We start from the raw sequence: 26,240 nt of genomic DNA on the forward strand, positions 1-26,240 counted from the left end.
GCGCATAAAATTATACCTGTGTGACAAAGTTGTTATTTTAATAACTATGTTTGTTAGTTAAAACAAACGCCAGTGTTAGGATGATTCGTTACAATTGGATTATAAATAAAGGTAACTAGGAGTGAAAAGTATGCCAATTTTAAAAGTTGAAGGTTTAACTAAAAAATATGGTAACAAGCACCAACAACAAGAAGTGTTAAAGGGGATAGACTTTTCAATTGAAGAAGGTGAGTTCGTCACAATTATGGGACCATCTGGTTCTGGTAAGACAACTTTGTTGAATGTTATAAGTTCTATTGATTATTTAACCAGTGGTACAGTCGAAATAAATGGCAATCAGATAAATAAAATGAGCAATAAAGCATTAGCAGATTTTCGAAAAAAAGAGATAGGATTTATCTTCCAAGATTATAGTGTATTACACACGCTAACGGTTAAAGAAAACATTATGTTGCCATTGTCTATACAAAAGATGTCAAAAAAAGAAAAAGAAGCCAATTATAATGAAGTAACTGAAGCACTTGGGATCAAAGCATTGGGTAATAAATATCCTAATGAAATATCTGGTGGGCAACAACAACGTACAGCGGCAGCACGTGCCTCAGTGCATAAACCAGCTATTATCTTTGCCGACGAACCAACAGGTGCACTTGATTCTAAAAGTGCGCAGGATTTATTAAATCGTTTAGAAGAAATGAATAAGAAAATGAACGCCACGATAGTAATGGTTACACATGATCCTGTAGCGGCGAGTTTTTCTAATAGAGTGATTATGTTAAAGGACGGTAATATACATTCTGAAATTTATCAAGGTGAAGATACGAACCAAGCCTTTTATAAGAATATTATTCATATGCAAACGGCTTTAGGTGGTGTGACACATGAGCTTTAATCAGATTGTACTAAAGAATTTCAAACAGAATATTCGTCACTATGCGATGTATATATTTTCGTTGATAGTTAGTATTGTCCTTTATTTTAGCTTTGTTACATTAAAATATACCAACAGTATAAATAATGATAATTCTATGAAAGTAATCCAAGAAGGATCAAAGGTTGGCGCCAATTTTTTGTTTATCATTATATTGATCTTCTTAATGTATGCGAATCAACTATTTATAAAAAGACGTACACGTGAATTCGCGCTGTATCAATTAATTGGGTTAACAAGAAATAATATAATGCGTATGTTATTGATAGAACAAGTAACGATGTTTATCTTTACCGGTGTGTTAGGCATGATCATTGGTGTATTTGGTTCTAAAATATTATTGATGGTTGTACTCAAAATTTTAAGTGTTAAGACCAGTGTATCATTAACATTCCAACCGCCAGCAGTAACGCAAACGATTATTTTATTATGTTTATCATTTGTACTCATTTTAGTACAAAGTTTTTGGTTTTTACGTAGACGGAGTATTTTAACGATGATGAATGATAATACTAAGACTGAGGTCAATAAACCTAAAGTGACGATATTAGAGTTTATTTCTGGAATTATTGGTATCACGATGATTATTTTAGGTTATTATTTTTCGACCGAAATGTTTGGGAAATATAGTGATGCAATCATGTTTTTAGTCTTTGCTATTTTATTCTTAACCACAGTAGGCGCTTATTTATTCTTTAGGAGTTCGGTTTCGTTAATCTTCAAAAGTCTTAAAGGATTAAAGCAAGGCAAGATATCTATTACGGACGTCGTTTTTACATCCTCAATTATGCATAAAATGAAGAAGAATGCGTTATCTTTGACTATTATAGCTACATTATCCGCTGTGACGGTCACTGTGTTGTGCTTTGGTGCAATTAGTAAATCATCTATTGATGACAATATTTATGAATCATCACCTCAAGATTTTAATTTAAATTCAGAAAAGCAGGCACAGCAATTTGAACAAAAATTAGAACAAGCGCATATACCATTTAAACCTGTTTATAAAGAGGTAGCTAATTTGAAAATAACAAAAGATGATTTCTTTGTTAAACAAAGTAATTCTTTAATGAACAAACCTAAGGAAATGTTTATAACAAGTAATGAATTTTTTAAAGATAAAGATGTTTCTGGAAATAATGCTAAGTTGATTAATGTTTCTACAATTGGTGGTAGTTTAGTTAAATATAATATCGACAAGACAATTCAATTTAAAGGGCAAGGTTTTGCGCCATTTAAGGTGACAGCAGATCAACGAACAGTAGATTTTAGGGCAGATGTTTCTTATGGCCAACCGGTACTATTAGTCAGCACTGATAAATATGATGAACTAAGTCAACACAGTAAAGAAATTAATAAGCAATATGGCTATGAGTTATTAAATAAAAAGGATTGGCCAGCTGCTAACAAAATGTTAAAACAGGTAAATCCTCATATTGAATCACAAAAGGTTATACGACAAAGCATGGATAATTCTATAGGTATCTTATTGTTTGTAACATCATTTCTTGGATTAGCATTTTTAATTGCTGCTGGTTGTATTATCTATATCAAGCAAATGGATGAAACAGAAGATGAAATGTCTAATTATAAAATTTTACGTAAACTTGGATACACACATAGAGATATGTTGAAAGGTTTAACGTTAAAGGTAATATTCAACTTTGCTTTACCGCTAATCATTTCATTATTACATGCATACTTTGCAGCTAAAGCATATATGAAGATTATGAACTCTATAGATATGCTGCCAGTTTATGTTGTTATGGTGGTTTATTCTATTATCTTTATGATCTTTGCAATTATGTCCATCATACATTCGAGTCGGATTGTTAAACATTCAATCTAACAGGGTCTAAGTCAGCCGAATAGTGCTATACACGAAGTGACAGCAAAATAGTTTGCTTGTTACTAACAGTGTAGATTGATATGTGTGATCGGACGTTTGTTAATAGTACGACGTTCTTGTACGAGATATTCAATTGATTTAGTGTGCTTCATTTTATAATATTTTAATAATGCAAGTGGATTGGATAATATAGTCTATAGTTTCAAATAACTTAGTATTACTATTTCCTGGGAAATAGACGCCACATAAAGTGAGAATGTTTCATAATGCAAAATGGTGGTACTGGCAAATAAGAATACTAAGGAGTGATTGGATGAATTTAACTGAATTTCACAAACAAATAACAGGCTATACACAAAATCGACAACCAGGAATTGAAAAAGAGATGAATCCTAGACCCATTTCTGTATTAGATTCGTATCGTAGTGGCGGAAAGCTGGCAGGCAAAGTTGCACTCATTACAGGTGGTGATTCGGGTATAGGTCGTTCCGTGGCATTATTATATGCGAAGGAAGGGGCACAGGTTGCTATCGGATATTACGATGAGCACGAAGATGCAGATGAAGTTGTTCAACAAATAACAGAGTTAGGCGGTAAAGCGAAAGCTTATGCCCATGATTTGAAAAATATTAACGATTCTAAACAACTGATTGCATCAGTCATTGATGACTTTGGTGATCTGAATATTTTAGTAAACAATGGTGGTGTTCAATTCCCAAGAGATCAATTTGAGGATATAACGCCAGAGCAGGTTAAAGAAACATTCGAAACAAATATATTTGGAATGATATTTCTTTCGCAAGCGGCTGTACCTTACTTGAAGGAAGGCGATGCGATTGTTAATACAACGAGTGTAACTGCATATCGTGGCTCAGGTCATTTGATTGATTATTCTGCGACGAAAGGTGCAATTGTTGCCTTTACAAGATCGCTAGCTACTACATTAATCGATAAAGGCATTAGAGTGAATGCTGTTGCACCAGGTCCTATATATACACCATTAATTCCTGCTACATTTACTGCAGATAAAGTTGAAAATCAAGGGTCTGATACAGCAATGGGACGCCGAGGTCAACCAGCAGAATTAGCACCATCTTATGTGTTTTTAGCATCCTATGCTGATAGCTCTTATATCACAGGCCAAGTGATTCATGTAAATGGAGGAGATTATATAACATCTTAGGTCCGATTTATAGTACTTGGGGTGTGAATTGAAGTGAGGTATGAAATCAGTAGCAGTCAATGTATAAAGATATTTTGCTTTGAAAGTACAGTAGAGGAAGATGTAAGTACTTTATTGTTGAAAGCAAAGTGTTGAATTTAGGGAATTGTAAGCGAGAGACTTAAGTCATAAGTGATGTGTCGATACTTAGTCTTGAATTAAACCTCCACTGACTAGATAAAAGGTCAATATCGATGCATAATATAAAGGGAGTTCCCCAAAAGGTTTGTTCTTTTGGGGATTTTTTCATGCTTAACGTAATAAGCTTGTATCTTAAACAGTTAAGGGCTATAGAACAAAACAACATAAATGACAACAAAAAAGTCGGTTGAAAGGAACTTCAATTCAACCGACAATTTTTTTAGTCTGGAGTATATAAAACAATATGTTGAGTACTTAGATACAAATAATACTATTGTACGAAAGGCAATCAATAATAATATTTGTGTGTATAAACCGAGTCTATTGCTAATCTAGTTATACATTATAACGAGCTAAACTTTAAAAGAAATCTGAAGGATTAAGGTTATCAAAATTGATATTTTTTAATGAGTCGAAATTAATGTTTTCAATATTTTGAAGTACTTCGCCATCTCTAAATTGTTGATAATAATTTGTCGCTTCATTTGTTAAATCATGGTCTTGAAAGGTCTTAACAACACCTAAGATTAATAGGATGGCAATAGCACCTTTGATTAATGTCTTCATAATAACTGCTCCTTTTATAAGTTTATATACTTATTATAATGTGTACCAGTGTATTTGACATGCGTCCGCAGTATAGATGTTACATCATACCTCAGCAGTAGCAATTTGACGATTATTGTTATATATCAAACTTATATGCCGAATGCGATTGGTAACCAGAAATAAGCAAAGAGTGATATAACGATGATAGCAAAAATATTTAAGATAAAACCTGCTTTCACCATATCTTTCATTTCTAATTCATCAGAACTAAATACTGCAGCATTTGGTGGTGTGGATATTGGTAACATAAATGCGCAAGTAGATGATAGTGCGACGATTCCCATAATGATAAATGGATCTTTACTTATTGCAGCAGCAAAACCAATACTTATTGGCATCAACATATTAGAAACAGCAGTGTTAGACATGACTTCGGTTAAGAATAAGATACCTGTTGTGATTACGATTACGATTAGAATCAATGGTAATGGTTTGACGATACTTAACATGCCACCAAACCATTTTGTCAGTCCAGAATCTTCAAATGCGGCTGCTAATGATAAACCACCACCAAAAAGTAATAATATTCCCCATGGTAATTGGGACATATCATCCCATACAAGGAGTCCACCTTTATGTTTAGTTGATGGTATTAAGAATAATAATACTGCACCTAATATGGCAATGACGGTATCTGATACATGAATAGAATCAGGTATCAGACCACCGAATATCCATAGCAAACTTACTAATAAAAATACCGATCCTGTCAGTTTTTCTTCGCGACTCATAGGACCTAAATCATGTAAGGCCTTTTTGGCAAAATCAGAAGAAATTTTTTCGGCATCGTCAACCTTAAATAGCCATTTTGTTAACATGAAATATAGGATAACAAGTAAGATGATAGTCACAGGCACCGCAAAAATCATCCACTGAGCAAATGAAATTTTTCTATCTAAACTAGAGGCGGCTACTGCAGCGAAAACAGCATTTGGTACTGAACCGATTAAAGTAGCCAAACCACCAATTGACGCTGAATAAGCTACAGTTAATAATAAAGCTTTGCTAAATTTATGTGTTGATTCTGGTTTTAAAAATTGTGCTTCTTGAATTTCTTGTATCAAAGCAAGTGCAATGGGTAACATCATAAGTGCAGTTGCAGCATTAGAAATCCACATAGAAATAAAGGCAGTAGCAATCATTGTCCCCAATATAATGCGATTACTATTTGCGCCCATCATTGAAATAATAGTCATAGCAATACGCTTATGTAAGTTACATTTCTCAATGGCCAATGCGATAATAAATCCACCCATATACATAAAGACGATAGGGTCTGCATAGGCACTTGATGCAATTTTTTCATCAGTGCCGCCTGTTAACGGTAGTAATAACAATGGTAATAATGAAGTAGCAGGGATAGGAATGGCCTCAGTAATCCACCAAGTCGCTACAAATAATGTAACTGCGAGTACTGCTCTTGGTGCATCATCTAGACCTGTAATCCCAGGAATGAAGTAAAAAATGATAAATAATAGTGGTCCGAGAATAAGACCTATTCTTTCTTTCATATTACGTCCCCCTTGTTTGATGCATTCTCAAAATAAGAATATCAGTAACCGTACGTTTAGACAATTTATTTTCTGAAAATTTAAAAAATATATTGAGTAAATGATTATCGTCATTTAGTATTTTGACTATAAGCTCAATGGGGGGATTAGGATGATAGTAGGAACATTAGTAGCAAAAGATGATACCTGGATATTGTGGGCGATTATTATAGGTTGGGCAACTATTAGTATATATTTAGAAGAACGATATCGCTTTGCGAGTATTATTTCTGGTGCGATTATTGCACTAGTAGGGGCAATGTTATTATCAAACTTTCATATTATACCAACCAGCTCACCGGTGTATGACACGGTATGGGACTATGTCGTGCCTTTATCAATACCACTATTATTATTTAGTTCGAACATACTAAAGATATGGAAGGAAAGTAGAAGGTTATTAATCATATTTATGATTGCCTCGATAGGAACAATGGTAGGGACGATAGTTGGTTTCTTAGTGTTAAATCAATGGATACCGCATTTAGCAAAGATTGGCGCAATGATGACTGGGAGTTACATTGGTGGAGGCGTTAACTTTGCAGCGTTAAGTTCTAAATTTGCAACACCGAGTGATATGATTTCATCGACTGTTGTAGCTGATAATAGCATAATGGCATTATATTTTATGTTATTAATTGCATTGCCTTCACTACCTTGGATAAAAAGATATTTCAATACGGACTATGACAGCTCTAACACTAAGACAGAGGAACAGCGCTTTGCACCTCAAAAGATTGCCTTAATCGACATTGCCTGTTCAGTAGCCTGTGCAGTGACTTTAGTAGCGATAAGTTTTAAATTATCAGAGCTTATTCAACATTGGATACCGAAATCTAATATTTTATTAACGTTAGTCGTGTCATTCTTTGGTGATTCATATTTATTATTAACGACATTGACTTTATGTGTTGTTGCGCTATGGGGTGATTTCTTTGAAAAATTGTCAGGGGCTTCAGAAATAGGGACATTCTTAATTTATATCTTCTTTGTGGTTATCGGTACGCCAGCATCATTTGTCACTATTATTAAAACAGCACCATTGTTATTTATCTTTGTTATGATAATATTGATATTTAATTTAGGTTTAAGTTTATTGTTAGGCAAGTGGTTGAATTTTAAAGTAGAAGAAATATTATTGGCAAGTAACGCAACGGCAGGAGGTCCCACGACTGCAGCTGCACTAGCTATAGGCAAAGGTTGGTCTAAGCTAGTAGGTCCCATATTAATCATTGGAACATTGGGATATGTCATTGGAAACTATGCAGGGACGCTTATGTATCACATACTAATGCAAATTAAATGATGTTAGGATACGAGTTGTGTGCCTTTAGTCAGATTCATATGAGGTAAGTGTTCGTATATTTTAAGGAGGAATTATGTTGACCGAAAAAGAGAAAATGTTAGCGGGTGAATGGTATGATGCTAATTTTGATGAGTCATTAGGTGAGGAAAGGCTTAAAGTTAAGGATCTATGTTGTGAACTTAACTATACCAAGCCGAGTGAGGTTGAAAAGCGTCACATATTATTACAAAAAATATTTCAATATGAACCACAGCAATTAGAATTGTTAAGTCCATTTCAAGTGGATTATGGATATAATATAAAACTAGGTAAACAAGTTTTTATAAATCATAATTGCTATTTGATGGATTGCGCTACAATTAATATTGGAGATAATGTCTTTATCGGTCCAAATTGTGGTTTGTATACTGCCAACCATCCACTAGAAATAGCTGCACGCAACAGTGGTATTGAACAAGCGTTGCCGATTGAAATTGGAGATAATGTTTGGTTAGGCGCCAATGTCGTAGTTCTACCTGGTGTCAAGATTGGTTCGGGAACAGTTATTAGTGCGGGAAGTGTTGTAACTAAAGACATTCCTGAAAATGTCTTAGCTGTTGGAACGCCCGCTAAAGTAATAAAAACTATAAATAATGAGTAATAAAAAATGCGTTGCCATACTAATATGGGAACGCATTTTATTAACGAGACATTTAGTTAATTTCTAAGTTGACTATCTAATACATCTGTTATAAACATATGGCCAGGTGCATGAGTAATCATTAACTCAGGTTTCGCTTCTAATGCAACTGATTGTGGTGTGACACCACATCCCCAAAATACAGGGACTTCACCTTCCTTTATTGTGACAGGTTCGCCGTAATCTGGTTGCGTAATATTATTAATACCTATTTGTTCAGGGGAACCAATGTGAATTGGTGTGCCATGAACATCTGCATAATGCGTTGTAATCTCAGTGGCTTGTATTGCTTGAATCATTGTCATAGGGCGCACGCTAACAGTGATATTACCTGAAAATTGACCACTTTGATTTGCTGGGATATTAGTTACAAACATGGGTACGTTATGATTTTCTTCAATATGACGAACTGGAATGCCAGCTTCGATTAAGGCATGCTCGAATGTGAAGCTGCAACCAATTAAAAAACTAACCATGTCATCATTAAATAAGTGATCAATACGGTTAGGTTCATCAACTAACTGACCGTGTTCATAAACTCTATAAGATGCTACTTCAGTCGTTATATCTGCTTGTGATCCATAGAAAGGAAAGGATTTGCTTCCTTTTTCAGAAACATCCAATAATGGACATGTCTTCGGATTTCTAAAGCAAAATTTCAAAAAATCATAGGCATACTGAGAAGGTAAAATGACAACATTGGCTTGCACGTAACCCTTTGCCATACCACTAGTATGCTGAATCAGTTCATTATTACTAATCATAGTTCTCAAAGTGCTTGGTGATGCATCACGTAAATTCATTATAACAACCCCTTGTTTAAACTGAATTATTTATATCTTAGCAGAATTTCCCTTTTGTCATTAAAAATGACCAATTTTTAATGTTTAATCCATTTTACCGTGTTTATAGCTTTCATAAACATGATCATATTGTACATTACCAATACCACCAACGATATACTTACCAAATTTAAATAAATTGAATATATAAGCTAAACATATAGATACAGTTAAGGTGATGATAAAGTTAAACGTAATATTAAGTACTGCACTATCTTGGCGCAATAGACCTAAATTATGTACAAAGAAATAATGAATTAAATAAATACAAAAGGAGTAATTACTAATAAATAGAATAAACTTTGGTACATATTTGAAATAAGATGAAAATAAGAAAAAGACCAATATAATCATTGTTACATAAAAAGGGATATCGAAGCGTTTAGATTCTACCCAAGTACTGATACCGATGAGATAATTACCGACCATAATCACAATTGAAAGTACCGCACCTAGTAAGATAGCCCAGGTATAATTTTTGATTTTTTTCATAAACGTTTCATAATACACTCCAGTATAAAAACCGAGTAAGAAATAACTAATCCAACCTAAAAACAACATCCAGCCTTCGCGTTCCCAAAATAATCCTAATACAGGATTGTCTGATTGAGGAACGAATTGGCGAAATGCCCAGTAAAGCGTTGCGAATATAGTTGCTCCAATAATTACAGGGATAGGTTTCCATTTTATAAGGTACTTAGAAAATAAGTAATGTAATATGTAAAATTGGAAAATAATTACAATGAAATATGTGACAGCTGCACCATGAAACATTGTTTCGCTTAAATAATGTAGAAAATCACTGAAATGCTTAGGTTTAAAATAAAAGAACGAGATACCAATATTTATAAATAGGTATGGAATACCTAGATAAATTAATTTGTTTTTAAAGAAACCAGGTTTTGTTTTAACGTGATAATTTTTCGCCAATAAGAATTCTGAAATGAATACAAATAATGGCGTACTGAACATAAGTAAAAGCTGAATAATGCGGATCAGTGTACTATGTCCTACAAAATCCATCTTACTAAATGTAGTCGTTATTGAATGGATAAGTACGATACTTAAACAAGCAATCGTGCGCATCCAAAAAATAACAGAGGTATATGTTTTCATTGTGCATGTTTCCTTTCATGTTTCTCTGTTTATATGATTAGAAATTAAAGCGTATACGCAAATGTAACATATCTGTTTATAAGTGAATGTAAATTTTAAGTTACAAATTGTTAAAATATTTTGATGTTTATTTTTATTAAAATATGGAAATATTATGGAATATAATAACAAAGTACAATTAAATATGCGAATTAGACGATATACTATTTATTTTCACAAAAATGGTTGTAAGCGATTGCATTTGTTGTGCTATACATATACAATGAAAAAGAATGGATTATTTCCATTTCAGTTTTCTATTTACAAACTAACATGGGGGTAGAAAAATGGTAGTTAATTATCACAATGAGCCAGGCATTGACTTCACTGATGGTAGCAATGTCGAAGCATTCAAAGAGGTTTTAAAAAAAGTTAAAGGTGAATTAAATCAAAAAATTCCATTAGTTATTAATGGTGAACATAAATTCACTGATGACACGTATCAGTCTATCAATCCTGCCAATACTAGCGAAGTAATTGCAGAAGTCTCTAAAGCGACTAAAGCAGACGTGGATAAAGCGTTTGAAGCTGCTAATGAAGCTTATAAATCATGGAAGAAATGGACACACAAAGATCGTGCAGAATTTTTAATTAGGGTTGCTGCAATTATCAGACGTCGCAAACAAGAAATTTCAGCCTTAATGGTTTATGAAGCAGGTAAACCATGGGATGAAGCGGTTGGCGATGCTGCAGAAGGTATTGATTTCATCGAATACTATGCAAGATCAATGATGGAATTAGCAGATGGTAAACCTGTATTGGATAGAGAAGGAGAGCACAATCATTACTTCTACAAACCTATTGGTACTGGTGTTACGATTCCACCATGGAACTTCCCATTCGCAATTATGGCTGGTACAACATTAGCACCGGTCGTTGCAGGGAATACAGTATTGTTAAAACCGGCAGAAGACACACCATTAACTGCCTATAAATTAATAGAAATCTTAGAAGAAGCTGGATTACCTAAAGGTGTTGTAAACTTTGTACCTGGTGACCCTAAAGAAATTGGTGACTACCTTGTAGATAGTGTACACACACACTTTGTAACATTTACAGGTTCACGTGCTACTGGTACACGTATCTTCGAAAGAGCGGCTAAAGTTCAAGAAGGTCAACAGTTCTTAAAACGCGTGATTGCTGAAATGGGTGGTAAAGACGCGATTGTTGTCGATGAGAATATCGATACTGATTTAGCGGCTGAAGCAATTGTTACTTCAGCATTTGGTTTCTCAGGTCAGAAGTGTTCTGCATGTTCACGTGCAATTGTACACAAAGATGTATATGATGAAGTATTAGAAAAGGCTGTTAAATTAACTAAAGAATTAACAGTTGGTAATACTGAAACAAATACGTACATGGGACCAGTAATTAATAAGAAACAATTCGATAAGATTAAAAATTATATAGATATCGGAAGTAAAGAAGGTAAATTAGAACAAGGTGGCGGAGCAGACGACTCTACTGGTTACTTTGTTGAACCTACTATTATTTCTGGTTTGAAATCAAGTGATCAAATTATGCAAGAGGAAATCTTCGGACCAGTTGTTGGTTTCGTTAAAGGTAACGATTTCGAAGAATTACTTGAAATCGCAAACGACACAGATTACGGTTTAACTGGTGCAGTTATCACGAACAATCGTGAACACTGGATCAAAGCAGTACAAGAATACGATGTAGGTAACTTATACCTTAACCGTGGATGTACTTCAGCTGTTGTAGGTTACCATCCATTTGGTGGTTTCAAAATGTCTGGTACAGATGCGAAGACAGGAAGTCCTGACTACTTATTAAACTTCTTAGAACAAAAGGTAGTTTCAGAGATGTTCTAAATTTAGCTATTGCTAAATTATAAATGATATACACAAATAAAGAGGGCACATCCGTTTTTATGACGGTTGTGCCCTTTTTGTATGTGGCATTTTTGGGGTGTTGAACATATAAGTTTGCTAAAGCATATAGATTAAAAAATACAAAGAAGATGACCGTTGCTCATACCTTTATGTTAAAACGTATAATGTTGTTGTTTATTTTGATAGTTGCTGCTGTTAATAGAGAAAGCGTAAGGTTCTTAATAACTAATTATCAGAACACTTTAGTCCTTTATTTTAATGTTAATTAATTTATGAAAATAATCATCAAGCGCTTGTGCAGTACAGTTGGCATTATTTTCACGTGACCATTCCATAATACCGAAAAGGCTAGAACCATAAATATAAAAAATTAAGTCCTTTGGTATCGTTGGATCAACTTCAATTCGATGTATGTTTTGTTTAATATCTTCTTGGATTACTTTAATAAAATGATTCCCAGTAGTTCGTTCAAATTCTTTATCCCCTTGTTGAAAATCACCAATTTTTTTCAATTTATCAATGTGGTTAATCGTTTTTTCCATAGTGCTAAAGGGGCTATTGATACGTTCCTTTAAATCTATAGAAAAATAGTCTTTGGTTAAATCAGTGATTAAATAAATGAGTAAATCATATTTGTCATAGAAATGTTTGTAAAATGTTGTTCTATGAATTAACGCATTTTCACATATTTGATTTACTGAAATTGATGAAAATAGTGTTGTTTCCAAAAGCGTATAAAAACTGTGACTTAAGGCGCGTTTCGTTTTAATCACACGTAAATCATTTTCATTCATTCTACAATTCTCCTTATGTGTAGTTTAAATATACAGTTCTATATTATTAATTCTTTATAAAAGAATCAAAAATGATTAGTATGTTACTATGAATATGTAAGATACAGATAATCTACATAATATATTTAAAATATAACGTTGATTAAATAGGGAGGCAAATAGTTTGGCAAAATTTTTGTATAAGTTAGGGTCTTTTGTCGCAAAACATAAGTGGTGGAGCATTATTGCATGGCTTATCCTGCTGGCTGCGATTATTACACCGTTGACATTAAATTCACCCAAATTTGATAATGACATCACGATGAATGGCCTGAAATCATTAGATACAAATAAAAAAATTGAAGATGAATTTGGGCAAGATAGTGAGAAAGCTCAGATTAGAGTTGTATTTAAAAGTGATGCCGATAATGGCATTGTTAAACCCCAAGTTACAAAAGATATTAAATCAGCATTAAAAGATATTAAAGATGATGATAAAGATGTTAAAAATGTAACTGATCCATTTGAGAGTAAACAGATTAGTAAAGATAAAACGACTGCCTTTGCAGATGTAAACTACGATGTTTCTGCAACGAATTTATCTGATAAATCTAGAGATAATGTCAAAGATAAAATAGACAAAATTGAAAAAGAACATAATGTTCAAGTCGAGCGTATGGGAACAGGTATGGAAAGTACAGAGATTGGCGGCTCTTCTGAATCAATTGGTATTATTGTTGCATTTGTCGTATTATTTATTACATTTGGTTCGTTCATTGCTGCAGGTATGCCAATTGTCAGTGCTATTCTAGGTCTTGGTACCGGTGTCGGAATTATTTCATTGTTAACTTATGCCTTTGATATTCCTAATATAACATTAACATTAGCTATTATGATTGGTTTAGCTGTTGGTATCGATTATGCGTTATTTATTCTATTTAGATATAGACAGATTATGAAGACGGAAACAGATCATGTGAAAGCAGTTGGTTTGGCTGTAGGTACTGCAGGGAGTGCGGTTATCTTTGCTGGAATCACTGTAATTATCGCTGTATGTGGTCTATCACTCGTTGGAATCGACTTCTTAGCGGTAATGGGATTTGCATCCGCTATTAGTGTGTTAGTTGCTGTATTAAGTGCGCTTACACTATTACCAGCATTAATTAGTATATTCCATAAACAAATTAAACCTAAGAAAACAAAGTCAGAATTCAAAAATGATGTTGATACATTTTGGTCTAAATTTGTTGTTGATAAAGCATTTGTAGCAATTTTAATTGGTTTAATTATTCTTGTCTTAGCAGCAATTCCTATTAAAGACATGCGTCTTGGTATACCAGATGATGGTGTGAAGGCTGCTGATTCAACACAGAAAAAAGCATACGATATTATTTCTGATAAATTTGGCGAAGGTTTTAATGGTCAAATTGCAATGCTTGTAAATGTTAAAGATAAGAAAGATAATCCGCAACAGCTTAAACAAGATTTACAGAAAATGTCACAAGACTTAAAAGATAAAAAGAATGTTGATTTAGTGACACCACCACAGTTATCAAAAGATAAAGATTATGCATTAATTGCTGTAATTCCTGAAAAAGGACCTAATGCAGAATCTACAAATAATCTCGTTCACGACTTACGTGATTATAATGATACTGCTAAAAAAGACTATGATTTCAAAACTGAAGTATCAGGTCAAAGTGTAATTAATATTGATATGTCGCAAAAATTAAATAATGCAATTCCGTTATTTGCTGGTGTTATCGTTGTATTAGCCTTTATATTATTAATGGTTGTATTCCGTTCGATTATCGTACCGTTAAAGGCAGTACTCGGATTCGTACTGTCTCTTGCGGCAACACTTGGCTTTACTACATTAGTTATGCAAGAAGGTTTCTTATCTAATATATTTGGCGTCAGTGAAACAGGGCCATTATTGGCATTCTTACCAGTAATTGCTATTGGTTTACTCTTTGGTTTAGCCATGGACTACGAAGTATTCTTAATGTCACGTATTCATGAAGAGTATAGTAAAACGGGTCAAAATAAACACTCTATTCGAGTAGGAATTAAGGAAAGTGGACCAGTGATTGTAGCTGCTGCATTAATCATGTTTAGTGTATTCTTTGCTTTCGTATTCCAAGAAGATGTAATGATTAAATCGATGGGTATATCATTAGCGTTTGGTGTATTATTTGATGCCTTTATTGTGAGATTAATGCTTATTCCAGCGTTAACTGCGTTATTTGGCAAAGCTTCTTGGTATGTTCCAAGTTGGTTGAATCGTATTATGCCGAATATTGATATTGAAGGACATGCATTACAAGAGAAAAATACTAAAAAATAATGATTGAAGTATAACAACATGAAAGTAGTTCGACGAAATGGTCGGGCTACTTTTTTTGTCTAAAAATCAACAAAATAAATATTTTATAGAAAAAATATGTAAAGTCATTGAAAATATATTGTGATGAGGTGAAATATGAACAGCGAATACAATATAACATTTAATGACACGATGCATAGTACACGGCGGATTAATAAAGGTATGTTAATCGTCTTGGTATTAAATGGTTCACTTTCTGTAGAACAGGGATATACATCGACCATTTATCCTAAGGGTGGAATATTTATTATTAACCATAATGAAACATACCAATTCAAAGAATTAGCAGATTGTTATTATATTAGTATCCATATTCTACAAAATTACTTACAGATGACGTTATCAGAAGATATTGGGAAATATTTTATATTAAAAAGAAAAAAACTACAAGATACAATATATCAACAGTTAGGACATACTATTGCCAAAATAGGTACAGTATTTATTAGAAAAGGACGGTTTCATCAACTTTATATCGCACAACAAATGATAGATTTACTTTTTATCATCATACGTTATATACCAACTAAAGAAGAACCTACAACCATAGTCAAAAATAAAGATAAACGTATTGCAGCAGTTTGTGATTATATTAAACATTATTATAGTGAACCGATAACTTTGAATGAAGTTGCTGATCACTTTGATGTAAGTGTGTCATATTTATCACGTAAATTTAAACAACAAATGGGTATTGGCTTCACGCATTATATTAACCAAATTCGCTTAGAACATGCGAAAGATGATTTGTTGCATACACAACTCACAGTTATGCAAATTGCCTTTAAAAATGGCTTCAATTCTTCTAATTTACTAATTAAATATTTTAGACAAGAGATGAAACAAACGCCTTCTGAATACAGAAAGCAGTCTCATGAATCGAGACGATATACAACATTAGAACATATAAAAGAACCACATAATTATCAAAAATATTTGTATTATTTATCACTATTTATAAATCAAAATATGGATAATATTGTGCACTCACCTGAAGCGCAAAAGGTTATCAATGTACAATTAAAATCTAGCAACAAGGTATTGACACCGATTAATCAAGTCGTACAAATAGGAACTTTGGATAACTTACTAGTTGAGCGCTATAAACAACAATTAAATGAAATAGAGCGAGACATGGGGGTAAGCCATATAATCATTAAAGATCCGATATTTGTAGGTGGATTAAATCAAACTTATATGGACAGTGATGAACAAATCCCTCATGTGCATCCATATATGCATATTGATGAAAGTTTAAATTATTTGATGATGAAAGGTATTGCTTTAGGGATAGAACTTGTACCACCACAGTCGGCGTTTCAATTTAAGCAGTATTTTAAAGAATTGAAACAATTGATTAAACATATGTGTAATGTCTATACACACCAAACTGCTTTACAGTTAGTAATCTATATCCAAAGTGGAGATAAACAACAATTTTTGGATATAAGCAAGTTATTTAAAGCGTATTTTGTAGAAGTAAAAATGGTACTTAATATACCTGTGCTTGACTTAGCGCACTTGGATCAAGATATAGATTGTTATCTAGAATTGATAGATGGAGTCGCGTTTTCAGCGAATCAAAATGATGTGATAGACCTTCAATCATTAGAAAGTGAACAATTTAATTTAGCAGAGAAGCATATACAGCAACAAATACGTCAGTTGAAGCATTACCTACAATCAAGGCAGCGTACATTATCATTTACGTTACTGAATTGGAACACGCTTACAGGTAATACGAATCTAACAAATGGTGAATACTTTAGAGCGGGAATTATATTTGAGCAATTGTTACAAATTAATCATGAGATAGATTACATAGGGTATTGGCTTAATTTCGAAATTCATCAAGCCTTTAATAGTGATGCCAGACCATCACAAGTGGGGGGCATAGAACTCTATCATCAATTTGATGCTAAACGTCCGGCGTACTTCACAAGTATGTTTTATAAACGTTTGTTCAAGCAAATTATGTATCAATGTGATTATTGTCTAGTTGTTGGTGATAAAGCACACTTTCAACTTGTTCTTTGGGATGCAGAGCATTATAATCCTTACTTTATAACAAAGAATGGGCGACAACAGTTAAATCATAGTGAATATCAAATTAATATCCGTGATATGGATGCTGGAAAGTATAAAGTTAAGCACTTTACCTTAGATAAAAATAATGGCGCGCTATATAAAATATGGCAACAATACAATACAACACATGGCATGGACCAAGAAACAATAGATTATGTCAATCGAATCACCTATCCTCAATTAAAGGTTAATGAGGTAGAGGTATTGTCATTTTTTACGTATCATATAAAATTGACAACTAATGCAATACATATAATTGAATTTAAGAAATATATATAGGGTATAAGAAAACATGTGATTTATTGCAACAGGCGCAAGCAATAAGCATTATTTGTATGAATCGAATTAGTGTAAAAGTATTTGTATTATGCATGAGTTGCAACGATCTATAGTGATAACGTTGGTGCCGTCTCAGTTATTGATATCTTTGAAATATAAATCAAATAAAAATTGAAGGAGGTAATAGAAAAAACAGGAAATAGCCGTGAATGTTTTGCAAATAACAAAAATGAATGACTCAAATTTGCTTTATTTTACTAAGGTGAAAAATCTGTCATAAATTATCATGGTTGATAGCAAAAATGGCATATATCGTCCGAAGCACGTTCTCTATAATGATTTTTGAACTAAGAAATGTCTAAAGCATTAATTGTATTTTAAGACATGGTTATTATAGGAGGACAAGTTTATGGCAGAAGAGGTCAATACACAGCACTATAAAGGTGATAATAAACTGATATTAGGTATTGTGTTAGGTGTAGTTACGTTTTGGTTATTTGCGCAATCACTATTAAATGTTGTACCTGAATTACAACGTTCATTCCATAGTAATATTGGTACGATTAGTATTGCAGTAAGTATTACCGCTTTATTTTCCGGCATGTTTGTCGTAGGTGCAGGTAGTTTAGCTGACAAAATTGGACGTGTAAGAGTAACTTATATAGGGTTATGGTTAAGTATTATAGGATCGCTCTTGATTATAAGTACCAATATCCCATTATTCTTAATCTTAGGAAGAATTATACAAGGTTTATCTGCAGCAGCGATTATGCCTGCAACGTTGGCAATTATGAAGGCATATTACGAAGGGAAAGAGCGTCAACGTGCGCTTAGCTTTTGGTCTATTGGATCTTGGGGTGGCTCAGGATTAGCATCATTATTTGGTGGCATGGTATCCACATTTATTGGTTGGCGTTGGATATTTATACTTTCAATTATCATTGCATTAATTTCAATGTTGCTGATTAAAGGAACACCAGAAACAAAATCTAAAGGCAATGTTGCAAGTAAATTTGATTTCTTAGGATTAATTCTTTTTGTAGTCATGATGTTAAGCATTAATGTTGTGATTACGCAAAGTGCAACATTTGGGTTACTTTCTCCAATTATACTAGTACTCATCGTAGTATTTATTATATCTACTGTGGCATTTATTAAAGTTGAAAATAAAATTAACAATCCGTTGATTGATTTTAAATTATTTAAAAATAAGGCCTATACAGGTGCTACATTATCTAACTTTCTATTAAATGGTGTCGCAGGGGCACTATTAGTAGCAAATACTTTTGTACAAAGAGGTATTGGATTTAACGCCTTCCAAACAGGACTGTTGTCAATTACGTATCTTATTACAGTATTGTTTATGATTCGAGTTGGGGAAAAGGTGTTACAAAAGGTTGGCGCTAAAAAACCGATGTTGTTAGGTACTGCTTGTAACATGGTTGGTATTATTTTAATATCATTTACATTTTTACCTAATATGGTCTATGTCGTGGTATGTATTGTAGGTTATTTATTATATGGTTTAGGACTAGGTTTTTATGCAACGCCTTCAACAGATATGGCAATATCAAACTCTCCAGAAGATAAAGTAGGCGTAGCTTCGGGAATATATAAAATGGCGTCATCTCTTGGCGGTGCATTTGGTATTGCTTTGTCAGGTGCATTGTTTGGCATTGTGTCAAGTATGACAAATATTCATGTTGGTGCACTTGTTGGACTATGGCTCAATGTATTAATGGCAATCTTGTCGTTCGTAATCATTGTATTTACTGTCCCAACAACCAAAAAATATTAATTTTTTAGAGCATTTAAACATTTAACTTTTAAAGAATTAGTCAGAAAATAACAGTATGTTACGTATTAAGCTATATAGGAGGAATGCACTATGATGAATGCATTAATAGAAAAATTAAAAACTAAAGAACAACGTATGATAGATATACGAAGATATTTACATCAACATCCTGAACTGTCATTTCACGAGGAAGCAACACCGAAATATATCGCTGATTTTTACAAGGATAAAGATTGTAAAGTTGAAACGAATGTGGGTCCAAATGGCGTTAAAGTAACGATAGATAGTGGTAAGGCAGGAAAGACGATTGCGATTCGTGCTGATTTTGATGCATTACCAATTGAAGAGCAAACAGGTCTATCCTTTGCATCGAAAACACAGGGCGTTATGCATGCGTGTGGTCATGATGCACATACGGCATATATGTTGATCTTGGCTGAAACTTTAATTGAACTAAAAGACGAGTTTAAAGGTAAAGTAGTTATCATACATCAACCTGCCGAAGAAGTACCACCAGGTGGCGCACAAGGTATGATTAAAGATGGCGTGTTAGATGGTGTTGATCATGTGTTAGGCTTACATGTGATGAGTAACATGGAAGCAGGTAATATATATTATCGTGAAAAAAATGTCCAAACAGGCAGAGACTTCTTTAAATTGAAAGTCATTGGTCAAGGAGGACATGGTTCTTCACCTCATTCTGCTAATGATGCGATTGTAGCAGGTGCGCATTTTGTATCTGTATTACAAACAATTGTATCTCGTCGTTTAAATCCATTTGAAACAGGTGTAGTAACGATAGGTTCATTCGATGGTAAAGGGCAATTTAATGTAATCAAAGACAGTGTTGAAATCGAAGGGGATGTACGTGCTTTAACAGATGACACAAAGCAAACAATTAAAAATGAAGTACATCGCTTATCTACAGGTTTAGAGGCAATGTTTGGAGTGACTTGTGAATTAGAATATCACGATGATTATCCAGCGTTATATAATGACCCTGAATTTACAACATTTGTAGTAGACTCTATTAATAATGCAGAAACGGATGCTATCAAGAACGTTGAACGATGTGAAGCACAACCACCATCAGAAGACTTTGCATATTATGCGAAAGAACTACCTAGTGCATTTATCTATGCTGGTGCTGCACCTGAGGATGGCAAGATTTACCCGCATCATCATCCGAAATTTAATATCAGTGAGTCATCTATGAGAGTTGCTGCTGAAGCGGTTGGCTTAACTGTATTAAATTACTTGAAATAATCAATTGTAAATATTAGAAACAAGGGTTGGGGCATAATGTCTCAACCTATTTTTGTTAAGGTGAACATTTTATAAGAGGTGAATATTTAATGTCATTTCTAAATAGTAATTAGGGTTATTTGTTATGCTTATACATCAACGCGGGTGTATCTTCCATCTAGTTTAATATTGTATATTTGAGTGTATATATAAACTAATAAGAATTTATTCAAAGGATGATGGAAGATGAATGGAGATAAGAAACTGACAAGTTTGCTTGAAACATATAATAAATCGTTAAAAAAGTTATTTAAATACGATAAATCTAAAGCATTAAAGTTTGATCAGGATAGTAGAAGTAAAGTGAAGGAACAAAAAGGTGTATTTGTTATTTTTAATAATAAGCAGCCATTGTTTGTCGGGCAAGCCGGAGGTTATATGACAGGATATAAATTGACGCAAAAGGATTTAAACGACAAATTAGCGCAATTTAATTCGAGATCAGAAGCAGGTACAGCTAAATTTAGAAAAGCATTTTTAGAACAACAAAATATTACTGAAATTGAGTCGAAGGATTTTAGAGCGGAAGATTATCAATTAAAGTTTCAATACATTAAAGTTAAAGGGAATCCAGCACTAATAAATCTGCTTGAAATACTTGCTTTAGAATATGCCAAGGAAAATGATATTAAGTTATATAATTTTCAATGATATAAATAGTGAGTAGGATAGCAGAGAGGGAAGTAGGCGATAATGATGAATATGAGAAGGTTAAATCTTTGTTACGATAGCTTTGAGCTCAAGGTGAAGTTGCCGAAAAGTTATTTTAATAATTCAACTCGAAACTATCCACTCCTTATTGTACAAGATGGTGATTATTTATTTAAGGATGTTGAAGCAGAAGTTATTTTCGTGGGGGTATTACCTCATGATAGAACGGCGGAATACACACCGTGGCCAGAAGAGGTATCTAGCAAGCGTTATCTTGGTGAAGCCGATGCTTATTTAAATTGGATTGTACAATCACTCATTCCTTATATGAGAAAATGCTTTAATATATCTGATAAGAGAGAGGAAATCGGTATAGCTGGTGCTTCATTTGGAGGATTGGTTTCCTTATATGCTTTATTTAAATATCATGATGTATTCGGTCACTATATATTATTATCTCCTTCAATTTGGTATCCGAATTTCATTTCATTTATGCGACATCAAACGATTATTGAAACAACACAACATATTTATTGGTATGTCGGTGCGCTTGAAGGTATAGATAGCACACATCTAAATCGTTATATGGTACCAAATACAGAACGTGGCGTTGATATATTAGATGAACTATTGATATCTGAAGAAACGACATTGCAGTTTATCCAAAATAGAAAAGGACTGCATAGGGATCATTTCTTTAAAAAGTATTTTGCTAAGGCAATTAAAAAAATATACTGATTTTGTAAAAATATTGCTGTTGATTGTTTATAGCACCTGAAACTAAGTTGTAAATAAACACTTTTTAGTATGAATAGTGCTAAGGTAAAAAGTATAAGTTGAATTGCATTGCATTAATAATGCAATATAGTAATAAAAGTTCGAGGTTGAGAAACATTACAGTTCACAACCTCGTTTTTATTTTATGTTCAACGACTTTTTGTTTTAACTATTTTACTAAGGGTGGGGGATACTTTATGAAACAGCAAAACAAAAATATAAGTGAGCAGCAATTATTGTTAGGTATTGTACTGGCAATTTTGACCTATTGGTTATTTGCACAGTCATTTCTTAATATTGGACCAAAAGTACAAGGCACTGTCAGCACTTCTCCAGATATAGTGAATATTTCTATCAGCCTTACTTCATTTGTGACAGGGGTATTTATGGTTGTCGCAGGTAATATTTCAGACAGATACGGTATGTTAAAGATGACACGCATTGCATTAGTATTAAGTATAGTTGGTTCATTAATGTTAATCATTACAAATAGTGTTGTGCTGTTGTTAGTTGGAAGAATGATTCAAGGATTGTCAGCAGCAATTTTAATGCCAGCAACAATATCGATGGTCAATAATTACTTTGAAGGTACTTCAAGACAACGTGCTTTAAGCTTTTGGTCAATAGGTGCATTTGGCGGTACAGGACTTTCTTCATTTTTCGCAGGGGCAATTGCAACATTTTTTAATTGGCAAGCGATATTTATGATTTCGATTATTGTCTCGGTATGTGCCTTGTTTTTATTTAAAAATTTATCTAACCAGCAGTTTGAAAAACACGCTAAAGTAACCAAATTTGACATCAAAGGCTTAGTATTATTTATTGTGATGATTGCGAGTATAAGTTTCGTGATTACGCAAGGCTATAAGATTGGTTGGTTGAGCGCAATTACCTTCATATGTATAGGGGTATTTATTATTTGTGGTTATTTATTTTATTATGTTGAACAACGACAGTCGACGCCATTCATCAATCTACAACTATTTAAGAATAAGCCATATATTGGCGCAGTGATTGCAAACTTCTTGTTAAATACAGGGGTTGGTGTGATTGCGTTGTTAAATATGTATATCCAATCTGGAATTCACTTAAGTCCTTTATATGCTGGATTAATTACATTGCCTTATTTGATTGCTTTACTCGTTGTCATACGGTTAGGAGAAAAAAGTATCAAGCGCTTTGGTGCGAAACGTGCAATGATTGTAGGACCGATATTGACTGCTTTAGGTGTTATATTATTTAGTTGTACCTTTTTAAACGCTACACAATATATTGTATTAGCATTGATTGCTTCTGTACTGTTTGGTGCAGGGACAGGTCTATTTGCTACGCCAGCATTGAGTACAGCAGTATCAACGACTGACCCGGATAAGGTTGGAGTAGCATCCGGAATTTTTAAGATGGGGTCGACGTTAGGTGGTGCATTTGGTATTGCGATTATGACTTCTCTTTTTACTGGTGTGATGCAAGGAGGATATAGCGTACATGTAGCGGCGGGAGTTGGTTTTATTGTAGGTAGTATGCTTATCTTTGGAGCAGTTTGTGCAAGTGCAATTGTGATACCAACACGGTCAGTGAAGGGGTCGGTTATAAATAGTAGATAGTTAGTATCAAAGGTTGAACAATGAGTTGTAACTAAATGGATGTTAACACATGATGTAACAGACGATTTAGACAATGAATAATGTTCAACCTTTTGTTTTGTTTATGATTTGTATTTAAATGCTAAGTGTACATCATGAGCAAAAGCAATTAGAGGTCGAATGGTCATTTGAATACTCCCTATGACAAAGAGTACGGTTCCGCTAAAGGTTGTTGCACTATTGAAAAAGAGCAAACTACCAACTAAAAAGACTAATCCTAAAATAACATCATTTAATTGATAAAGAGCTTTATAAATCATTGTAAGCCGTGTAGGTTGTGTATGATGATTAAAGTTAAGATCAGGATTTGTGGCGTTTCTATTTAGTTTGTTCAACTTATTTTTACTTGGCATTTGAGCATCCCTCTTTTCTTTGAGATATAGCAATCGTTCCCTCAATTAGTTTACATCAAACGCTGTGAGCATTATGATGATATTAATAATTGGGGAATGAAATGAGGGTGTGCTATGCATTATAAAACATATTATGAATCACCAATTGGGCGTATTGCTTTAACGTCTGATGGTACTAATCTAACTGGATTGTGGTTGCCAAAGCATAAAGACTTTGAACAACAATATAATGAAACATTAAGAGAGGCTGAGCTACCTGTATTTGATAAGGTAAGCAATTGGTTAAATGACTATTTCTCAGGAAATAATCCAGAGATAAACTTTCCATTAGCTCCTGAAGGAACGGAATTTCGAAAGCGAGTTTGGAATTTGTTGCTTAAAATACCATATGGCGAGACCGTTACTTATGGAGATATTGCACAAGACATTGCACGACAACTAGGCAAGGAGAAGATGTCTTCTCAGGCTGTTGGCGGTGCCGTTGGTAGTAATCCAATTTCTATTATTATTCCATGTCATAGAGTGGTAGGAAAAGATGGAAATCTAACGGGATACGGAGGCGGAATAGACACTAAAATAGCCTTGTTTAAAATTGAACAAATGAATATGGCTAATTACTATAGACCTAAATTTAGTACCAAACCATGATGTACTAAATTTGTATACTGTCATTAGTATTAAGTGCAAGTAGCAGAAAAATAAAAAAGCCGCTTAGCTCAAAATGTTTATGAGCATGTAGCGGCGAATTTTTATGCATTTAGTTTTCGTAAGTATCTGTCCTAAATAATTTATCACAATCTTAATTCACAGGATAAGATTAAGTGATTTAAGCATTAATTTAAGGTATTATAGTTACGGATATGATCATTGATGCTATCTAAGTAGAAAATACTATTTTGTTCATTATCTAATTCAGTTTTATGATCAAATTCTAAGTTGTCAAAACGTTTGAAGAATGTTTCATACGTATCTACTGAAATCTCAGTACGGTTATTTAATAAATCTTTATGGCCTTGAATATCTAAAGCATTTTGGTAGCCTTCTACTAATTTTCCGCTAAAGAATTCACCGACTGAACCAGAACCGTAACTGAATAAACCAATGTTTTCACCAGCAGAAAGGTTATGAGTTTCTAATAATGAAATGAGGCTGAGATATAAAGAACCAGTGTAAATATTACCTACATAGCGGTTATAATATGTTGCTGCATCGTAGCCAGTAGTTAAACGTTCTTTTGTATCTTCGTCAATGTCATCTGTTAGAATAGAATCAAGTGCTTTTTTACCCATTTTTGTAAATGGAACATGGAAGCACAATGATGAAAAATCACTGAGCGATTTATTGTGACGGCGTGCATATTCATTCCAACTTTCTTGGAAAGAATGAATGTAAGCATCTTTTGATAATGCACCATCAACAAGTGGATAAGGTTGGCCACTTGGACGCCAGAAATCATATACATCTTCAGTAAATGCAACTGCATCATCATTTAGTTCAAGAATACGTGGGTTTTGTGATATTATCATGGCAACAGCACCTGCACCTTGTGTAGGCTCACCACCAGAATTTAAACCATATCGTGCAGTATCACTGGCGATGACTAATACTTTTTCGTCTGGACGTTGAGCTAAATAATCTTTAGCTAACTGAATTGCTGGCGTTGCAGCGTAACAAGCTTCTTTCATTTCAATACAACGTGCGAATGGTTGTATACCTAGCAAGTTATGTATTTGGACTGCAGATGCTTTAGCCGAATCAATAGCAGATTCTGTTGCAACAATAACCATGCTAATTTGTTTTTTGTCTTCATCCGTGATGATTTCTTTGGCAGCATTTGCACCCATAGACACGATATCTTGGCTCATAGGACTTACTGACATTTCAGTTTGCCCAATACCGAGTAAAAATTTATTTGGATCAACTTGACGAGCTTCGGCAAGTTTGGCCATGTCTACATAAAATTTTGGAACATAAAAATTAATTTGATCAATACCAACTGTCATAAAGCGTATCGACACCTTTCTGTATATAAATAAGCAATTGTATCATA

Annotated in this window: 21 protein-coding genes; 14 read left to right on the forward strand and 7 right to left on the reverse strand. The window is 33.5% G+C overall.

Features of this window, described 5'->3' with window-relative positions:
- Nucleotides 1–130: 130 nt before the first annotated feature.
- The 3 genes from JN168_RS01765 to JN168_RS01775 all read left to right on the forward strand — a co-directional run bounded on the left by JN168_RS01765 (nt 131) and on the right by JN168_RS01775 (nt 3,963).
- On the forward strand, nt 131–892 hold the full coding sequence (locus tag JN168_RS01765; protein ID WP_042740371.1) for an ABC transporter ATP-binding protein: 762 nt from the start codon (nt 131–133) through the stop codon (nt 890–892).
- Complete coding sequence (locus tag JN168_RS01770; protein WP_042740370.1) at nt 882–2,780, forward strand: ABC transporter permease; 1,899 nt, start codon at nt 882–884, stop codon at nt 2,778–2,780. The genes JN168_RS01765 and JN168_RS01770 overlap by 11 nt, the downstream gene beginning before the upstream one ends.
- A gap of 313 nt (nt 2,781–3,093) precedes the next feature.
- Nucleotides 3,094–3,963: an SDR family oxidoreductase gene (locus tag JN168_RS01775; protein WP_107511671.1), complete on the forward strand. Its 870-nt coding sequence runs from the start codon at nt 3,094–3,096 to the stop codon at nt 3,961–3,963.
- Nucleotides 3,964–4,503: 540 nt separating this feature from the next.
- Here JN168_RS01775 and JN168_RS01780 read toward each other — a convergent pair.
- Together JN168_RS01780 and JN168_RS01785 are read right to left on the reverse strand one after the other, a co-directional pair.
- Complete coding sequence (locus JN168_RS01780; protein WP_042740368.1) at nt 4,504–4,710, reverse strand: hypothetical protein; 207 nt, start codon at nt 4,708–4,710, stop codon at nt 4,504–4,506.
- A 131-nt stretch (nt 4,711–4,841) separates the two neighbouring features.
- Nucleotides 4,842–6,263 (reverse strand): SLC13 family permease, encoded by a 1,422-nt coding sequence (locus JN168_RS01785; RefSeq protein WP_042740367.1) that lies wholly within the window; start codon nt 6,261–6,263, stop codon nt 4,842–4,844.
- Between the two features lie 151 nt (nt 6,264–6,414).
- On the opposite strand from JN168_RS01785, the gene JN168_RS01790 reads away from it, so the two are divergent.
- Both JN168_RS01790 and JN168_RS01795 read left to right on the forward strand, forming a co-directional pair.
- Nucleotides 6,415–7,608, forward strand: a complete 1,194-nt coding sequence (locus JN168_RS01790) for a DUF819 family protein (protein WP_229366526.1) — start codon at nt 6,415–6,417, stop codon at nt 7,606–7,608.
- 76 nt (nt 7,609–7,684) lie between these two features.
- Nucleotides 7,685–8,248 carry a sugar O-acetyltransferase gene (locus JN168_RS01795; RefSeq protein ID WP_229366527.1) on the forward strand — a complete coding sequence of 188 codons (564 nt, stop codon included), beginning with the start codon at nt 7,685–7,687 and terminating at the stop codon, nt 8,246–8,248.
- 56 nt (nt 8,249–8,304) lie between these two features.
- On the opposite strand, the gene JN168_RS01800 is transcribed toward JN168_RS01795, so the two are convergent.
- Nucleotides 8,305–9,090, reverse strand: a complete 786-nt coding sequence (locus JN168_RS01800; RefSeq protein WP_279526123.1) for a putative hydro-lyase — start codon at nt 9,088–9,090, stop codon at nt 8,305–8,307.
- 84 nt (nt 9,091–9,174) lie between these two features.
- Nucleotides 9,175–10,245: an acyltransferase family protein gene (locus JN168_RS01805; protein ID WP_232155447.1), complete on the reverse strand. Its 1,071-nt coding sequence runs from the start codon at nt 10,243–10,245 to the stop codon at nt 9,175–9,177.
- Nucleotides 10,246–10,571: 326 nt separating this feature from the next.
- Between JN168_RS01805 and pruA the strand changes: the two genes are divergently transcribed.
- Entirely contained in the window at nt 10,572–12,116 is a 1,545-nt protein-coding gene (pruA, locus tag JN168_RS01810) for an L-glutamate gamma-semialdehyde dehydrogenase (RefSeq protein WP_042740363.1), read from the forward strand.
- 263 nt (nt 12,117–12,379) lie between these two features.
- On the opposite strand, the gene JN168_RS01815 is transcribed toward pruA, so the two are convergent.
- A complete protein-coding gene (locus tag JN168_RS01815; protein WP_042740362.1) occupies nt 12,380–12,931 on the reverse strand; it encodes a TetR/AcrR family transcriptional regulator in 552 nt (183 codons plus the stop codon).
- Between the two features lie 163 nt (nt 12,932–13,094).
- Between JN168_RS01815 and JN168_RS01820 the strand changes: the two genes are divergently transcribed.
- From JN168_RS01820 to JN168_RS01850, 7 genes are all read left to right on the forward strand, one after another.
- On the forward strand, nt 13,095–15,257 hold the full coding sequence (locus JN168_RS01820) for an MMPL family transporter (protein WP_411841288.1): 2,163 nt from the start codon (nt 13,095–13,097) through the stop codon (nt 15,255–15,257).
- A gap of 135 nt (nt 15,258–15,392) precedes the next feature.
- Nucleotides 15,393–17,663, forward strand: coding sequence for a transcriptional regulator AryK (gene aryK / locus JN168_RS01825; protein WP_279526124.1), 2,271 nt, complete (start codon nt 15,393–15,395; stop codon nt 17,661–17,663).
- Between the two features lie 409 nt (nt 17,664–18,072).
- Nucleotides 18,073–19,461, forward strand: a complete 1,389-nt coding sequence (locus JN168_RS01830) for an MFS transporter (protein WP_042740359.1) — start codon at nt 18,073–18,075, stop codon at nt 19,459–19,461.
- A 90-nt stretch (nt 19,462–19,551) separates the two neighbouring features.
- Nucleotides 19,552–20,727, forward strand: a complete 1,176-nt coding sequence (locus tag JN168_RS01835) for a M20 family metallopeptidase (RefSeq protein WP_279526125.1) — start codon at nt 19,552–19,554, stop codon at nt 20,725–20,727.
- A gap of 225 nt (nt 20,728–20,952) precedes the next feature.
- Nucleotides 20,953–21,417: a hypothetical protein gene (locus JN168_RS01840; RefSeq protein WP_229366530.1), complete on the forward strand. Its 465-nt coding sequence runs from the start codon at nt 20,953–20,955 to the stop codon at nt 21,415–21,417.
- Nucleotides 21,418–21,459: 42 nt separating this feature from the next.
- A complete protein-coding gene (locus JN168_RS01845; RefSeq protein ID WP_232155445.1) occupies nt 21,460–22,155 on the forward strand; it encodes an alpha/beta hydrolase in 696 nt (231 codons plus the stop codon).
- A gap of 236 nt (nt 22,156–22,391) precedes the next feature.
- Nucleotides 22,392–23,798, forward strand: coding sequence for an MFS transporter (locus tag JN168_RS01850; protein WP_279526126.1), 1,407 nt, complete (start codon nt 22,392–22,394; stop codon nt 23,796–23,798).
- A 101-nt stretch (nt 23,799–23,899) separates the two neighbouring features.
- Here the strand turns inward: JN168_RS01850 and JN168_RS01855 are convergent, their stop codons facing one another.
- Nucleotides 23,900–24,190 (reverse strand): YrhK family protein, encoded by a 291-nt coding sequence (locus JN168_RS01855; protein ID WP_042740355.1) that lies wholly within the window; start codon nt 24,188–24,190, stop codon nt 23,900–23,902.
- A gap of 114 nt (nt 24,191–24,304) precedes the next feature.
- Here JN168_RS01855 and JN168_RS01860 point away from each other — a divergent pair, with 114 nt between their 5' ends.
- Complete coding sequence (locus JN168_RS01860; protein WP_229366532.1) at nt 24,305–24,838, forward strand: methylated-DNA--[protein]-cysteine S-methyltransferase; 534 nt, start codon at nt 24,305–24,307, stop codon at nt 24,836–24,838.
- A 185-nt stretch (nt 24,839–25,023) separates the two neighbouring features.
- Here JN168_RS01860 and JN168_RS01865 read toward each other — a convergent pair whose 3' ends face one another.
- On the reverse strand, nt 25,024–26,193 hold the full coding sequence (locus JN168_RS01865; RefSeq protein WP_042740353.1) for a hydroxymethylglutaryl-CoA synthase: 1,170 nt from the start codon (nt 26,191–26,193) through the stop codon (nt 25,024–25,026).
- Nucleotides 26,194–26,240: the final 47 nt, after the last annotated feature.

This window comes from Staphylococcus gallinarum (assembly GCF_029774255.1).
GTDB classification, from domain to species: domain Bacteria; phylum Bacillota; class Bacilli; order Staphylococcales; family Staphylococcaceae; genus Staphylococcus; species Staphylococcus gallinarum.

Excerpts from the sequence above, each read along its gene's own strand:
- JN168_RS01835 (WP_279526125.1), top strand. The coding sequence starts at position 19,552 with ATGATGAATGCATTAATAGAAAAATTAAAAACTAAAGAACAACGTATG.
- JN168_RS01785 (WP_042740367.1), bottom strand. The coding sequence starts at position 6,263 with ATGAAAGAAAGAATAGGTCTTATTCTCGGACCACTATTATTTATCATT.
- JN168_RS01855 (WP_042740355.1), bottom strand. The coding sequence starts at position 24,190 with ATGCCAAGTAAAAATAAGTTGAACAAACTAAATAGAAACGCCACAAAT.
- JN168_RS01800 (WP_279526123.1), bottom strand. The coding sequence starts at position 9,090 with ATGAATTTACGTGATGCATCACCAAGCACTTTGAGAACTATGATTAGT.
- JN168_RS01865 (WP_042740353.1), bottom strand. The coding sequence starts at position 26,193 with ATGACAGTTGGTATTGATCAAATTAATTTTTATGTTCCAAAATTTTAT.
- JN168_RS01840 (WP_229366530.1), top strand. The coding sequence starts at position 20,953 with ATGAATGGAGATAAGAAACTGACAAGTTTGCTTGAAACATATAATAAA.
- JN168_RS01815 (WP_042740362.1), bottom strand. The coding sequence starts at position 12,931 with ATGAATGAAAATGATTTACGTGTGATTAAAACGAAACGCGCCTTAAGT.
- JN168_RS01860 (WP_229366532.1), top strand. The coding sequence starts at position 24,305 with ATGCATTATAAAACATATTATGAATCACCAATTGGGCGTATTGCTTTA.
- JN168_RS01790 (WP_229366526.1), top strand. The coding sequence starts at position 6,415 with ATGATAGTAGGAACATTAGTAGCAAAAGATGATACCTGGATATTGTGG.
- JN168_RS01830 (WP_042740359.1), top strand. The coding sequence starts at position 18,073 with ATGGCAGAAGAGGTCAATACACAGCACTATAAAGGTGATAATAAACTG.
- JN168_RS01850 (WP_279526126.1), top strand. The coding sequence starts at position 22,392 with ATGAAACAGCAAAACAAAAATATAAGTGAGCAGCAATTATTGTTAGGT.
- pruA (WP_042740363.1), top strand. The coding sequence starts at position 10,572 with ATGGTAGTTAATTATCACAATGAGCCAGGCATTGACTTCACTGATGGT.
- aryK (WP_279526124.1), top strand. The coding sequence starts at position 15,393 with ATGAACAGCGAATACAATATAACATTTAATGACACGATGCATAGTACA.
- JN168_RS01780 (WP_042740368.1), bottom strand. The coding sequence starts at position 4,710 with ATGAAGACATTAATCAAAGGTGCTATTGCCATCCTATTAATCTTAGGT.
- JN168_RS01805 (WP_232155447.1), bottom strand. The coding sequence starts at position 10,245 with ATGAAAACATATACCTCTGTTATTTTTTGGATGCGCACGATTGCTTGT.
- JN168_RS01845 (WP_232155445.1), top strand. The coding sequence starts at position 21,460 with ATGATGAATATGAGAAGGTTAAATCTTTGTTACGATAGCTTTGAGCTC.
- JN168_RS01775 (WP_107511671.1), top strand. The coding sequence starts at position 3,094 with ATGAATTTAACTGAATTTCACAAACAAATAACAGGCTATACACAAAAT.
- JN168_RS01770 (WP_042740370.1), top strand. The coding sequence starts at position 882 with ATGAGCTTTAATCAGATTGTACTAAAGAATTTCAAACAGAATATTCGT.
- JN168_RS01765 (WP_042740371.1), top strand. The coding sequence starts at position 131 with ATGCCAATTTTAAAAGTTGAAGGTTTAACTAAAAAATATGGTAACAAG.